Genomic DNA, 14,771 nt, shown 5'->3' with positions numbered 1-14,771 from the left:
TTCTTTTTGAATGGAACCTTCGTAATTTCACTTTACAAGAATCATTTTTATACGTCTAATATATATTTAAGGATACATTAATACATAATAAGTATTAATAAGGAGAGGAAAGTGTTGGAACTACGACATTTAAAATATTTCGTAACAGTTGCTGAAGAATTACATTTTGGAAAAGCTGCTGCTCGTTTAAATATGGCACAGCCCCCGCTAAGTTCTCAAATTCGCCAATTAGAAGAAGAAATAGGAGTGCCGCTTTTCCATCGAACGAAAAGGAAGGTAGAGTTAACAAAAGAAGGGCAGGTGTTTTTAGAAAAAGTTTATCTGATTTTGAAGAATTTAGAGGACGCAATTGAAACAGTCAGAATGGTGAACCGTGGTGAGATCGGAGAAATAGCAATCGGTTTCATCTCATCCGCATCCTATGATATTCTTCCAGCCATTATTCAGCATTATCGAAAAAAATACCCTAATATTCATATTGATTTACAACAGTTAACGACAGAAGAACAAGTGAAAGCTTTACACGAAGGACGTATTGATGTGGGCATACTATGTCATCCTATTGAAAATGACAACGTACTTTTTGAAGTCATTCGACAAGAGCCTATGGTGATCGCTTTACCAAAGGATCATCCACTAGCACGCGAAACATCTTCGATCAATCTTAACGATTTATCCAATGATCCATTCATAGTGACGGGAAGAAAGGCAAATCAGAGACATTATGATACATTGATAAAATTATGTTATCAGGCAGGATTTAGTCCAAAGGTAGTGCAAGAAACAAAAGAATTATCTACGGTTCTATCGCTTGTTTCATCGGGAATGGGCGTTGCTCTTGTACCAGCTTCCATACAAAGCATTTTTAAAAATAAAGTCATTTATCGTAACATTCGGAATCATCCATATACTACGACCGCTCTTGCTTGGAAAAGCGGCAATCTATCCCCGACAGTACGTGCCTTTATTGAACTAGTGAAGAAATCTATCATCCCGCTTATGAATCAGTATGATAGTGAATAATTTCTTTTTGTTTAAGCAAACATTTTGCTGATGATATAATCCGGAAGAAAGAAAAGAATGGATGTTAGGATGCGAAGAGTTTTCTTAATAGTTTCTTGAAACTCGATCAGCTTGCCACAAAATGTTCAAATTTTCAGGCGGAAATTTCGTCTGCGTCTCTGCTAAAATGGAAGAACGAAAGAAAGGGAGTGGAACGATTGACCGATGTAAATGGGCTGCTGGCTTTTGGAGCGGGGTTTTTAAGTTTTATTTCTCCCTGCTGTCTGCCTTTATATCCTGCTTTTTTATCCTATATAACAGGAATGAGTGTCAATGAGTTAAAAACAGAAAACGCTATGTTGCAAAAGAGAAGTTTGCTCCATACTTTCTTTTTTTTAGTCGGATTTTCTGCTATTTTTATTTCACTTGGATTTGCCACTTCCTTTGTTGGATCCTTTTTTCGCAACTATCAAGATCTCATCCGACAAATTGGCGCTTTATGCATTATTTTTTTTGGTTTGATCGTAGCCGGCCTATTGAAACCCGAATTTTTCATGAAGGAGCGGCGCTTTCAATTTAAAAACCGGCCTTCTGGCTACTTAGGCTCCATCTTGATAGGGATGGCCTTTGCCGCCGGCTGGACGCCATGTACGGGCCCCATTTTAATGTCTGTCATCGCTTTAGCAGCCTCCAATCCGGAATCTGGATTCCTTTATATGTCTGCCTATACGCTTGGTTTCGCTATTCCGTTTTTTATTTTGTCATTCTTTATCGGCAGATTGAAATGGATGCGGACACATAGTGGATGGATCGTCAAAGTGGGTGGATATTTGATGATTTTGATGGGAGTGCTCTTGTTTTTTGACTGGTTGACGAAAATCATCATGGTGTTTAATCAGCTATTTGGTACGTTTCAAGGATTTTAGCCAAAAAATGGTGCCGTTTTAATAAATATCATTTCGAAAACGATTCATCGTTCTTGAAAAGAGGTATTAAAAAAGAATGAATTGAAAAATAAGGGTGTGAGTAAAATGTTTGTGGGAGAAATTCTTAGAATTCCCCGATGAGGGGGTTGGGAACGTAGGTTCGCAATCCCCCTCATCGGGGCCACCAAGCAAAGTGCGGTAGGATCCCAAGCAGGAAACATGAAAAAAGGACTCTCTCCCTGGTAAGATGATCATTGTTCACACCATCAAACAGGAGGAGAGAGTCCCATGAATATTCAACAACATCTTACCACAAATTCGTTGACATGGAAAGAGATCGAACTTGATTTGTTTCGAGCCTTGCAAAACGCCTTCACCGAGCTGTTTACGGCTCTGTTGGAGGACATCGACCGACAATTGGCGGAAACCCGGGACAAGCGCCGGTACCACTTGAAAGACAAACGACGCACCACGATTCAAACCTTGTTTGGCGAAGTTACCTTTGAGCGAAACTACTATTTAGACCGAGAACAAAACCGTTACACGTTTTTGCTTGATTCCTTTTTAGCGTTTGATGGATCGCAGTCAATCAGCCCTTGTCTAGAAGAAACGGCGATGGGATTGGCTGTGGAGTGCTCTTCCTATCGCAAAGCGGCTCATACGCTTGCCCAGATGGTCGGGTATCCGGTGATGAGCCATGAGACGATCCGCCAGTTGGTGCTCGAGGCTGAAGTTCCGCTGCACTGCCCGGTTGACCAGCGATATGGACGGGTGCTGTTTGTGGAGGCCGATGGACTGTTTGTCTCTCTCCAAGGGAAGGGAAAACGGGCCAAGGAAGACAAAATCCTGACCGTTCACGAAGGATGGAAGCGCAACGGCTCACGGATCGAATTCGTGAATCAGCGCCATTACGTCCATGAAGGCAAGGGGGAGGTGTGGGAAGGCTTCGAGGAATTTTTGATGAACGAATATGCCTATGATCCGTGTCGGGATCTTCTTGTCATCAACGGGGACGGCGCTCCATGGATTACCGCGTGCCGGGAGTATTTCAAAGGACGGGTCTGCTTCCAATTGGATCGATTCCACGTGGCGCGTGAGTTGCGCCAATGCCTCTCGGGCCATCCACGGTGGCAGGCGATTCGGCAAAAGCTGGCGAAGCAGGATGAAGAGAAGCTGCTTGTGGAACTGAACAGCGCCCTCGGCACGCTGGGGGACGAAGCGAAAGAACAACAGCTGGCTGCCTTGATCCACCGGATCGAATCGATGCCGGGATGCATCCGTGATTACCGGGAATGGCTGAAGGAGCAAGGAGTGGACACAACGGGCATGTATCCGATGGGGAGGGCTGAAAGCGTGATGAGCCAGCTGGCGTATCGGGTGAAATACCGCCGCAGTTGGACAGACAAGGGACTCAGGGCGTTTTTCAAGGCAATGATTGCCCGGATGGATGGGATTCGTCTTTTCGGACATCGTTTAGGAGAAGAATCGTCGCATCCGGCGGAGGAAACGGCATCTACCAAACAGACGATCGTGAACAAGGCGAAACAACGCATCCGCCGTCTTCTTCCAGAGGTAACGCGGAATAACGTGCCATATTTACAGCAATCGTCCGGGACTCCGATCTATCATGCCCTGTCTGAATTCAAGGGATGGTAAAAAAAGGTATACATATTCGTCTGTCATGGCAAGGGATGAGAGTCCGAAAGCGCTTACGGATGAAATTCAAAAAAATGGTTCGCTAACCTATGACTTACATCTATTTTCAGCGAACCAAAAAAATTCCCACAAAGTCTTGACTGACTCAAAATAAGGTAATTTTTTGTTTTCATCATCAAAATGTTATATAATAGTTCGTGCAAATCTACATTCATAAAAAAATTTCTTATCGACAAACTGAAAGAAATGGAGCGTGTGAATCAAAACCGATCATTGTTCATATAGTTTGTACGAAAAAAACGTTTTAAAAATTTGAAAAAAGGTGATTCAGATGTGGTTAATCGCTTCATCTATCTTTGCTGTAGTGATGGGTGTTTCCGTCATCATGATTCGATTAAAAGCAGCTAAAAAGCCAACATCCGTTAAGAAAATCATTTTGCCGCCGATTTTTATGAGCACTGGCAGTTTGATGTATTTGTTTCCGCAATTTCGGATAACACCAATGGAAATGATGGAATCCATTATGCTTGGAATGCTTTGTTCCATTATTTTAATTAAAACGTCGAGATTTGAAATTCGTGATAATGAAATTTATTTAAAACGATCAAAAGCTTTCGTTTATATTTTAGTGACGCTTTTAATTGTTCGATTGATCGTAAAAGCCATTTTAAGTACTACTATTCATGTAGGTCAGCTGAGCGGAATGTTCTTCTTGCTGGCATTTTCGATGATTGTTCCTTGGAGAATTGCGATGTACATTCAGTATAAAAAGATGCTGAATCAATTAAACGATGGCCCCATTCAAACGAATAGCCTGTAAAAAGAGAATTTTGTTCGATGAATTTTTCTGTTAAAGTTTATACAAAAAAGAGGCTGGCTCATAGGATTCAATCCTGATAGAGCCAGCCTTTCCTCTATGTTCAAAAGAAATGTTCGTACTTTGATAAATCCACATTCATTGCCGTCAGCTTTTTTCTTAAAAATTTGTGATCTCTTTTTGGAGTGGCCATGATATAACCCCGAATAATTAAGTCCATGTTCATCCGTTCGGCTTGTTCATTTAAAGCAAGTTCTCCGATTTTGCCGGCAATTTTATGACGGGCGACATCTCGAAACAGTTCAGGAACCGGACTGACAAGCTCTTCCAAAATGGCTTTATGGGTGTCATCCCATAAATGGCGTGTCTTCTCTACATAATATTCTTCCCAGTCCATGTCGGATTTACCGTCCGCTTTCGGAAGCCGTTTCAAAAATTTGCGAAACATGAAAAAACCGCCGATGGAAATGGTTATAATCAAAAAGATTCCCCACAGCAAAATAAAATAAGAAAACCAGCCGACAAGCATAGACTACCTCCGTCATTCGAACATTGATTGATATCATTATAGACAAAGAATGGAAAAACTACAACTTTTCTCCACCATTAAGAGAGTTCGTTCACTCCTTCTGAGAGAATGGCGGAAAGAAATTTTGTTATAATGAAATCAATGAAACTCGTATGAATATTAGAGGCAAAAACGACTGTGAGAAAGAAACATTTTTACCCGCTATCAAACACAATTAAGAGCGGACGTTTTTATTTCTTTGGAGTTATAACGAGGAAAAGGTGATCGATATCATGAAATTGATTCATACTGCCGATTGGCACTTAGGAAAACTTGTTCACGGAATTTATATGACAGAACAGCAGAGAGAAGTGTTAAGGCAATTTGTTCAATTAGTAGAAAGAGAACAGCCGGATGCCGTATTGATCGCTGGCGATTTATATGACCGATCCGTTCCACCGACAGAGGCGGTCGAACTGTTAAACGAAGTGTTATACCAACTCAATGTTGAATTAAAAGTGCCGGTACTCGCTATTTCCGGTAATCATGACAGCGCCGAACGTCTTTCGTTTGGTTCATCTTGGTTCCGGCGCAGTCAGTTTTATTTAAAGGGAAAACTCACAACGGATTTTACGCCTGTTCGGATAGAAGGGGTTAATTTTTATTTAATTCCTTACAGCGAACCTGGAATCGTGAGGGAATTATTGGGTGATGATTCGATACATACGCATGAAGATGCCATGAAAGCGATCATCGGAGAAATTGAAAAACAATTAAATCCGAATGAGATCAATATTTTAATAGGTCATGCTTTCGTTCTTGGAGGAAAAACGACGGACTCAGAAAGGACGTTAGCTGTCGGTGGCTCTGGTTGTATTTCTGCAGATGTATTTTCTCCGTTCCATTATACCGCTCTTGGACATTTGCACAGTCCAAACGCTCTTTCTCATCCAACCATTCGTTATTCTGGTTCATTGTTGAAATATTCGTTTTCAGAAGCGAATCAAAAGAAAAGTGTAACGATCATCGAATTGGATGACAACGGACAGTTTGAGATCAGAGAAGAAAAACTGACTCCAAAATTCGATTTAAGAGAATTGGAAGGATATCTCGATGAACTGCTTGATCCTGCTTTTTATCAACAGCAAAAAACGGATGATTTCTTAAAAATTACCCTGTTGGATGAAGGAGCATTAATTGACCCAATTGGGAAATTGCGAAAAATATATCCTAATGTTCTCCATTTAGAGAGAAAAGTAGATTTTTTGGACGAAAGAAGGAAAGAACAATATTTTATTATGAAAGAAAAAGAAGTATCAGAATTAGAGTTGTTTCAGCGCTTTTATGAACAGATGACTACTAGACCGTTTACAGATGAGAAAAGATCCATAATGAAAACCATCATAGAAAGCGTCAAAAAGGAGGTGCTGTGACCATGAGGCCTCTTCGGCTCACTTTACAAGCGTTTGGACCGTACGCGGGAAAAGAAGTGATTGATTTCACGAAATTAGGAAACAGAACCATGTTTGTGATAACCGGGAAAACAGGAGCAGGGAAAACAACGATTTTTGACGGCATTTGTTTTGCTATTTATGGAAAGGCGAGCGGAGAAGATCGGAGCGGAACCGATCTTCGCAGCCATTTTGCCGATCCAGAGACTTTGACGGAAGTTTCTTTATTGTTTTCGCTGCGTGGACAAACTTATTACATTGTCCGATCGCCTCAGCAAGAAAAGAAGAAAGCAAGAGGAGACGGTATGACGACAGTAAATGCTAAGGCAGAGCTTTACCGTATAACAGATCAAGGGGAGAAACAAATCATTGCTTCCAATGTTCGGGAAACGGAGGAGAAGATCAAAGAATTAATCCAGCTGGATGCCCATCAGTTTCGACAAATTTTGATGATTCCCCAAGGAGAATTTCGCAAGCTGCTTGTTTCGGACAGCAAAGAGAAAGAAGCGATTTTGCAGAAATTGTTTCATACAGAACTGTATAAAAAAATTGAAGAAAAATTAAAAGAAGAAGCGGACCAGCTAAAATCAATCGTTCAGCAGAGAAAACAGGAACAAGAACGGCTGTTAAAAAGCATTCGCACTCAAAACAGCGAACTTCTTGAAGCACTTCATCAGGAAATAGTGGATCCACAACGCATATTAGAACTGCTTTCATCGGAGTTAAAAGAGTGGAGAAGCCAATATGAGTCGATTAAAAGTGAAATTTCGGAAAAGCAAGTGCAACGTGATCAGCTGAAAGAACAAATCACGCAAGGAAAAGCGATCCTTGATCAATTTACTTTAAAGCGCCAGTTGGAAGAAGAAAAAACAAAGCTTGAACGTCAAATCGAAGAAGTGGAAAAACAGCAATTGGAAGTCGAAAGAGCGAAAAAAGCGGCCAAACTGGATCAACAAGAAAATCAGTGTCGACGCTTGCATGCTGAAATTCAAGAATTTGAAAAGCGAAAACAAATATTTCAGAACCAACTATCGGAAATAGAGCCTCAGCTGGCAGCAGCTCAAAAGAATTGGGAAGAAGAACAAGCGAAAGAAGAAGAGAGAAAAAGAGCGGTAGAAGCAGTGAGTCGTTTAAAAGCCCTTGAAAACGATATCCAATCGTATGAAGAAGAAACGATTGCTCTCGATAAGATGGAGGCCCAATGGAAAGAGCTGCAACAAGAGAAACAAACCTATTCAGATCAATTGGAAAAAATCGAAGAAAGGTTAGAACAAAAAAATACTTTGCTGAGTGAACTCGAACAAACGAAATTAGCCCTATTACAGCGTGAACGTTTGATCGAAAAAACAGAAAGGATTGTCAATCGGCTGTTAAAATATCAAGATGAACAACATCGAAAAGAGCGTATCCTTTCAGCATTAGCGGTGGCTAATGAGCAGCTTCAGGCAACCGAAAGAGCGCTTCTCGATGCAAAAGCGACCGTTCGGCATTTAGAAAAAGAGTGGTTTGATGGACAAGCGGGAATATTGGCTCAAAAACTGCAAGAACATGAGCCTTGCCCTGTTTGCGGTTCTGTTCACCACCCTGCTCCGGCGCAATATAAACAGGAATTACCTTCCGAAGAAGATCTAAACTCCGCGAAAGAAAAGGCTGCCGAGGTAGAACGGCGCAAACAAGAAGCGGAAAGAAGATTCTTTCAACTACAACTCGAAATGAAAACGATCGAAAACTCAAAAGAAGAAATTCAAAAGGAACTAGAAAACCTTTTTCCGAATTTCTCGGAGGAGTCTTTATCATCCGATATCCGTTCGCAGCAATCTAGTTTGCAAGAGTTGAAACTTCGGCAGCAGGAGGATAAAAAAGCTCTACGAAAAGAACAAGAGCTGAAAACCGAAGCGGAGCAATTGACAGTCGAAAAACAACAAGTGGAAAATGCTCTGGAAAAATGCTTGGAAACTGTAGATGAAATCGAAAAGCAAATGATGATGAAACGAGCCAATATTGAACGAATGAACACACAAATACCAGAGAATTTGCGTTCAAAGTCGTCGTTTCAAAAAGCTTTGCAAAAGCGGATCCAGTATCAGGAATCTTTGCAAAAGTCTTATGACGAGGCTCAAAAACGATATCAAGAACTGAACATGAGTATGGTAAAATTACAATCCCGTGTGGAGGAAGTTACCAATACATTATTAGAAAAAACGAAACAGATGGACTTGGAAAGAAATACATTTAAACAGATGCTGAAAGAAGAAGGATTTCCCGATTATCGGCATTACGAAAAGGCCAAACGAACAGAAAAGGAAATCAAAATGCTGGAAAATACCATCCAGGAATTTTGGGAACGATATCGCTATGTCTCTTCTCGTATGGACGAACTTGAACGAGTGTTAGCAGGTATCCAAATTCCCGATTTGAATCGTTTCAATCAAAAATTAAACGAAATAATGGAAGAACTAGCCCAACTGGATGAAAAAAGAACTTCCACTCTTTTAACGATCCAAAATAATGAGATGATTTATCAAAACGTGACGGACATTAACAAAGAACTGGAGCAACTGGAAGAACAATATAAAACATTTGGCCATCTTTATGAAATAACAAAGGGACAAAATCCGCACAGGCTCACATTTGAACGGTATGTATTAGCTGCATTTCTTGATGATATTTTGCTGTCAGCCAATGAAAGACTGGCAAAAATGACGGGTGGAAGGTACCGGATGCTGCGGAAAAGAGAGCGATCAAAAGGCAATGTCCAAAGTGGATTGGAATTATTGATTTACGATCAATATACAGGGCAGACGCGCCATGTAAAGACGCTATCAGGCGGTGAAAGTTTTAAAGCGTCTTTATCACTTGCATTAGGCATGGCGGATGTTGTTCAAAGCTATGCCGGCGGAATTTCTCTTGAAACGATGTTTATTGACGAAGGATTTGGAACACTGGATCCTGAATCTTTAGATCAAGCGATCGAAGCTTTGATGGATATTCAAGACAGTGGACGTCTGGTTGGAATTATTTCCCATGTGCCTGAATTAAAAGAACGAATCGATGCAAGATTAGAAGTGATTTCAACACAAAACGGAAGTCATACAAAGTTTCATATTTTCTATTAAAATCTCCAAAAAGAGCCTTGCTGTTGAATTGAAGTTCTTTTCAGTAAGGCTCCATTGATAGAACGATCATTCCTGTTTAGAATGAATGGATCAACACCGTTCATCCATTCAAAATAACCGAGTTTGATTCGCTGTGTTACGTTTCGATTAGTATGCATTCAACCCATTTTGATCAGGAGAAAGTTTAAAAAATGATTTTAAGATAGAAGCATATCATTCTATATGAGCATATCATGGTATGCTAAAATAAAAGAAAAATTTGGAACGAATAGATGGGGGTGCCGCATAATGGCGGAGTACCGAATAAAGGGCCTTTCTTGCGCCAACTGTGCACAAGAATTGGAAGAAGAAATTCAAAAACTCCCCCATGGGGAAGATGCAAAAATTTTATATCTTACTGGAAAACTACAGATATCGGACCAAATCGATATATCCAAAGTGGAAAAAATTTTGGCCTCAGATGGGGCTTCCATCGTTCAAAATGATAAAGAAAAAGAACATGATCATCAGGACAGCGATTCTAATTGGAAGCTTCTCCTTTTTATTTCAACTGTCCTGTATGTTTTGGCGTTGTTAGCAGAAAACAAATCTCCCAGCTACATGCCTGTACTGTTTTATTTAGCCGCAGCTGCCGTTAGTGGACATGAGACGTTTATAAAAGGGATGAAAAATTTATTCCATTTCAAATTTAACATGAATACTCTCATGACCATTGCCTTGATCGGTGCCTTTTGTATTGGTCAGTGGAAAGAAGCTGCATTTGTCGCCATTTTATTCGGATTAAATGAATATTTGGAAGGGCTGGGAATGGAAAAGGCACGCCGCTCCATGGAATCGCTGCTGCGTGCCGCTCCAAAAGAAGCCGTATTGTTGGTGAACGGAGAAGAACGGGTGATCCCGATCGATCAACTGAAGATTGGAGATATCGTTTTGGTGAAATCGGGAGAAAAGATTCCTTCCGATGGAGTGGTCATTGAAGGAAAAAGCTCGGTGAATGAAGCTGCTCTTACAGGAGAGTCTCTGCCAATTGAAAAATCAACAAACGACCCAGTATTTGGAGGAAGCATCAACAACGAGGGCGTATTAAAAGTAAAAGTGACTAAGTTATATAACGATTCCTCTATAGCGAAAATCCTCCGTTTAGTAGAAGAGGCTCAGTCTAAGAAAACGCCGATTGAAACATTTATGGATCGTTTTGCTCAATATTATACTCCGCTGATTTTGCTCATTTCTTTGTTCGTGATCCTTTTTCCTCCCCTCTTTTTGAATTGGGAATGGAAATTCTCGCTATATCAAGGATTAGCCGTCTTAATTGTAGGATGCCCATGTGCTCTTTTGTTGGCTTCTCCAATCGCATTAATCTCAGGGATTACGAGAAATGCTCGAAACGGAATTTTAATGAAAGGCGGCGTGTTTCTAGAACAACTAGGTAAAATCAAAACGATTGCATTGGATAAAACGGGGACATTGACAGCAGGAAAACCGGTTGTCGAAAAAACAATAGTATATGATGACCAATTTTACTTCATTGCGGCATCCGTAGAATCATTATCTGGACACCCTTTAGCTAAAGCTGTTTACGAAGCGGCGTGCAAACAAACAACTCAAAAGGCACAGCCTGAACAAGTCATTACGCTGCCTGGAAAAGGCGTGAAAGCGGTCATAACAGGAAAATCTTATTTTGTCGGCAATGAAAAAAGCGCCGGTCACCTTCAGCTATCGGAAACTATCCAAAAAGATCTTGCGGATTTGAAAAAACATGGTTATACCATCGTCATGGTCTCTGATGAATCCAAAGTATTTGGGATGATGGGTGTTACCGACCAAATTCGTCCGGAAAGTCACACTCTTGTTTCCAAACTGCACCAAACCGGCATCAAACATGTTGTGATGTTAACAGGGGACCATAAAGGAACTGCAGAAAAAGTCGCAAAACAAACTGGAATTCAAGAAGTTTACGCCGGGCTTTTGCCGGACGAGAAACTAGCCGTGATCCAAGAACTATCTAAACATGAAAAAACAGCTATGATTGGAGACGGAATCAATGATGCTCCTGCTCTGGCAGCAGCAGATCTAGGTATAGCGATGGGAAAGGGATCTGATAGCGCCATTGAAACGGCAGACGTCGTCTTAATGCAAGATCATCTCGGAAAGTTGCCGTCTGCGATTGCGATTTCCAAAAGAGTCAATCGAACCATTCAATTGAATATTGGATTGGCGCTCGGCTTAAAATTGGTGGCACTGCTGCTTACGATTCCCGGCTGGCTGACACTGTGGATCGCCATCATGTCCGACATGGGAGCTACCATCATCATTACCCTCATAAGTTTAAGCATCTTAATGGAAACAAAGAAAGAAAAACAACTGGAAATTAGCTGATGGGGATTCCTTTAGATCCCCCATCTGTTACATTAAGTAAGAAACATAACTTAAATCCAATGGAAAGATCTGCTTCGCGGAACTTTATCTCCACACAACACGAAAAAATGATCCTTCCGGTTCATTCATTCCACATAAAGGCATCATCGTTTTAGAGAACCAGCAGCATTGAAAAGATCCATGATATTGAAAATTGCTTCTGCAGATGTTTGCCTAAAAACAGATTGAAAAATAAGCGCTTCATTATCAGAATTTTTTGGATAAAATATCGAAATGGTGTTAAAAGAGGAGGATACAATTTGTACACCAAAAAACAGTTTGCCGTTATTTTTTTCATTCTTTTCTTTACTATGACTGGCTGCAGCAATGATGATTTTAGAGGAAACATGAATGACAAGGTACAAAATTTTTCTTATGTGAACCAAAATAATCAAAAAGTAAATTTAAAAGATTTAAAAGGGAAAGTATGGATAGCAGATTTTATTTTTACGAACTGCAAAACGGTCTGTCCTCCTATGACCTATAATTTGACGCAGCTGCAAAAAAAATTAAAAAAAGCAGGTGTTCAAGATTATTTGATTGTCTCTTTCAGTGTGGATCCTACAAAAGATACTCCTCAAAAATTAAAAGAATATATTCATAAGTTTGATGCGGATGAATCTCATTGGCAGCTTTTGACAGGTTATAACCAAAAAGAAATTCAAAAATTAGCGGAAAAGTCGTTTAAAACCATTGCTGTTCCTCAACCGAATAGTGATCAAATCATGCATGGGACTAGCTTTTATCTTGTGGATAAGAAAGGGACTGTGGTAAAAAGTTATAGCGGAAATCAAGACGTTCCTTTTGATGAAATTGTGAAGGATATAAAGACGTTAAACAAAATGTAGGAAAAAGGCATATCGGCTCTGAAACAAGCAGACTATCGTTTGAACGAATCGCGATCGTCAACCTGCCTTTTCATCATCGTATTCGCGGGGTCAAAAAATGAATGTGGAAAAAGGCGCATTTAATGGGGAAATGGGCAGCAATTTCTGTTTTTTTATAGGTAAATGGTGAGAATTCACAATTTTGTTATGGGCAATTTACTGAAAATATAGTAAAATACAATTGTAGTAATTTTTCAAAAAATTTAAAAGGGGTGGTTTTATTGAAGTATGGTGTTTATAAGTTTGGATCTTTTAACGTCATTAAGTGCGATTGTGGTTGGGAAGGTTTACGGGCAGACCTTCGTCAGCAAATTGTAATCTTGGAACAAACGAAACGCGGCGATGTTTTGGATGCGGAAGATATTTATGTTTGTCCAAACTGCTCCACCAGAAAGTATTAAATTCAGTTTGCTAGATCCCTTTTCCCATGTTCTGCGATATTTTCCTGTCTTTTCAAATCTATCCCATTGTTTGTTCATTTCGTTAGAAGATCCCCATGTAAATGGATGCCACGCATAGAGAATAAATATCCCATCTTGTATCGCAGGCTGATTCTGAGTAAGTACCTATCAGAAATGCCTGCTTTTTTCTTGGCTTGCACCTTTTTTCTACAATTGATACTATTGAATTACAGAAAAAGTATTTTCAGGTTCATTTTTCCTTCGTTTCAATCGTTCACATCTACAGCGTGAATTATGACAAAATAACGGATGGGAGATGTAATGATGATCATAGGTGTACCAAAAGAAGTCAAAAACAATGAAAATCGAGTGGCGATTACTCCTGCGGGTGTTCTTCAACTGGTAAAAGCCGGCCACAAAGTGTTGGTTGAAACAAACGCCGGTTTTGGAAGCGGCTTTACTGATGAAGAATATAAAAATGTAGGGGCAAATATCGAGAAAAACGCATCCGAAGTTTGGGAAAATTCCGAACTCATTCTCAAAGTCAAAGAACCTGTTGAAAGTGAATATCAGTATTTTCGAAAAGATTTGCTTCTTTTTACATATCTTCATTTAGCTGCGGAACCAAAACTGACAAAAGAACTGGTGAAAAGCGGCGTAACGGGAATTGCGTATGAAACGGTCTCTGTCAATAAGACTTTGCCGCTTCTTTCTCCTATGAGCGAAGTGGCTGGACGGATGGCAGCGCAGATCGGAGCACAGTTTCTTGAAAAACAATATGGTGGAAAAGGAGTGCTGCTTGGGGGAGTTCCGGGAGTCAAGAAAAGCAAAGTCACGATTATTGGCGGGGGTATGGTAGGATCGAATGCTGCAAAAATTGCGATAGGTCTCGGTGCGGATGTAACCGTGATTGATTTGAATCCGGATCGTTTACGGGAATTGGAAGTGATGTTTGGCGGCAATATTCAAACGTTAATGTCGAATTCTTATAATATTGCGGAATCTGTAAAAGAATCTGATTTAGTGATAGGAGCGGTACTTATTCCGGGAGCCAAAGCACCAAAACTTGTCACAGAAGAAATGGTCAAGGAAATGTCCAACGGAGCGGTAGTGGTCGATGTCGCCGTCGATCAAGGTGGAATTTTTGAAACAGTGGATCGAGTCACGACACATGACAATCCAACTTATGAAAAATTTGGAGTTGTTCATTACGCTGTTGCCAATATGCCGGGTGCTGTTCCCCGAACTTCGACAATCGCCTTAACGAACGTTACGATCCCTTACGCATTGCAATTGGCCAATAAAGGTTTTAAACAAGCAATTTTGGACAATCCCGCTTTAAAGGCTGGAGTGAATACATTTAAAGGGCAAGTGACTTATGCGTCCGTAGCGCGCGATTTAAATTATAAATATGTTTCTGTAGATGACTTGCTTTAATCTACCGTTCTGAGAATGAACGGTTTTACGAAAAGGACAAGTTTATGGCAATGAGTGAGTCCGGATGCGGATCCGCCATATCCGTATAAAGTAGTAAACTTGGTTAAAACCGAATTAAAGACGGAGAATTGCTAAGATTGCCTCACTTTTTA

The 14,771-nt window shown here is 40.4% G+C and carries 11 protein-coding genes; 10 read left to right on the top strand and 1 reads right to left on the bottom strand.

Annotated features, from left to right (window positions below; translation table 11 throughout):
• The first annotated feature begins 111 nt into the window (after positions 1–111).
• The 4 genes from BSM4216_RS08080 (at position 112) to BSM4216_RS08065 (ending at position 4,404) form a co-directional block, all read left to right on the top strand.
• A complete protein-coding gene (locus BSM4216_RS08080; RefSeq protein ID WP_244877996.1) occupies positions 112–1,023 on the top strand; it encodes a LysR substrate-binding domain-containing protein in 912 nt (303 codons plus the stop codon).
• Positions 1,024–1,220: 197 nt separating this feature from the next.
• Positions 1,221–1,928: a cytochrome c biogenesis protein CcdA gene (locus BSM4216_RS08075; protein WP_048624450.1), complete on the top strand. Its 708-nt coding sequence runs from the start codon at positions 1,221–1,223 to the stop codon at positions 1,926–1,928.
• 288 nt (positions 1,929–2,216) lie between these two features.
• Positions 2,217–3,584 carry an ISLre2 family transposase gene (locus BSM4216_RS08070; RefSeq protein ID WP_003355652.1) on the top strand — a complete coding sequence of 456 codons (1,368 nt, stop codon included), beginning with the start codon at positions 2,217–2,219 and terminating at the stop codon, positions 3,582–3,584.
• A 331-nt stretch (positions 3,585–3,915) separates the two neighbouring features.
• Positions 3,916–4,404, top strand: coding sequence for a CcdC family protein (locus tag BSM4216_RS08065; protein ID WP_048623380.1), 489 nt, complete (start codon positions 3,916–3,918; stop codon positions 4,402–4,404).
• 100 nt (positions 4,405–4,504) lie between these two features.
• Here BSM4216_RS08065 and BSM4216_RS08060 read toward each other — a convergent pair whose 3' ends face one another.
• Positions 4,505–4,930: a DUF2621 domain-containing protein gene (locus BSM4216_RS08060; protein ID WP_003352947.1), complete on the bottom strand. Its 426-nt coding sequence runs from the start codon at positions 4,928–4,930 to the stop codon at positions 4,505–4,507.
• Positions 4,931–5,202: 272 nt separating this feature from the next.
• Between BSM4216_RS08060 and BSM4216_RS08055 the strand changes: the two genes are divergently transcribed.
• From BSM4216_RS08055 to ald, 6 genes are all read left to right on the top strand, one after another.
• Positions 5,203–6,342: an exonuclease SbcCD subunit D gene (locus BSM4216_RS08055; protein WP_048623379.1), complete on the top strand. Its 1,140-nt coding sequence runs from the start codon at positions 5,203–5,205 to the stop codon at positions 6,340–6,342.
• A 2-nt stretch (positions 6,343–6,344) separates the two neighbouring features.
• Entirely contained in the window at positions 6,345–9,476 is a 3,132-nt protein-coding gene (locus BSM4216_RS08050) for an AAA family ATPase (protein ID WP_048623378.1), read from the top strand.
• Between the two features lie 288 nt (positions 9,477–9,764).
• Positions 9,765–11,855, top strand: coding sequence for a heavy metal translocating P-type ATPase (locus BSM4216_RS08045; protein WP_048623377.1), 2,091 nt, complete (start codon positions 9,765–9,767; stop codon positions 11,853–11,855).
• A gap of 299 nt (positions 11,856–12,154) precedes the next feature.
• Positions 12,155–12,742: an SCO family protein gene (locus tag BSM4216_RS08040; protein ID WP_082142290.1), complete on the top strand. Its 588-nt coding sequence runs from the start codon at positions 12,155–12,157 to the stop codon at positions 12,740–12,742.
• A 260-nt stretch (positions 12,743–13,002) separates the two neighbouring features.
• Entirely contained in the window at positions 13,003–13,182 is a 180-nt protein-coding gene (locus BSM4216_RS08035; RefSeq protein WP_040340888.1) for a hypothetical protein, read from the top strand.
• A gap of 324 nt (positions 13,183–13,506) precedes the next feature.
• Positions 13,507–14,619 carry an alanine dehydrogenase gene (gene ald / locus BSM4216_RS08030; RefSeq protein ID WP_048623376.1) on the top strand — a complete coding sequence of 371 codons (1,113 nt, stop codon included), beginning with the start codon at positions 13,507–13,509 and terminating at the stop codon, positions 14,617–14,619.
• The last annotated feature ends 152 nt before the right edge of the window (positions 14,620–14,771 follow it).

It is taken from the genome of Bacillus smithii (assembly GCF_001050115.1).
Lineage (GTDB): Bacteria > Bacillota > Bacilli > Bacillales > DSM-4216 > Bacillus_O > Bacillus_O smithii.
The sequence above is the reverse complement of the archived record's forward strand: the minus strand, read 5'-3'. Positions and strand labels throughout refer to the sequence as shown.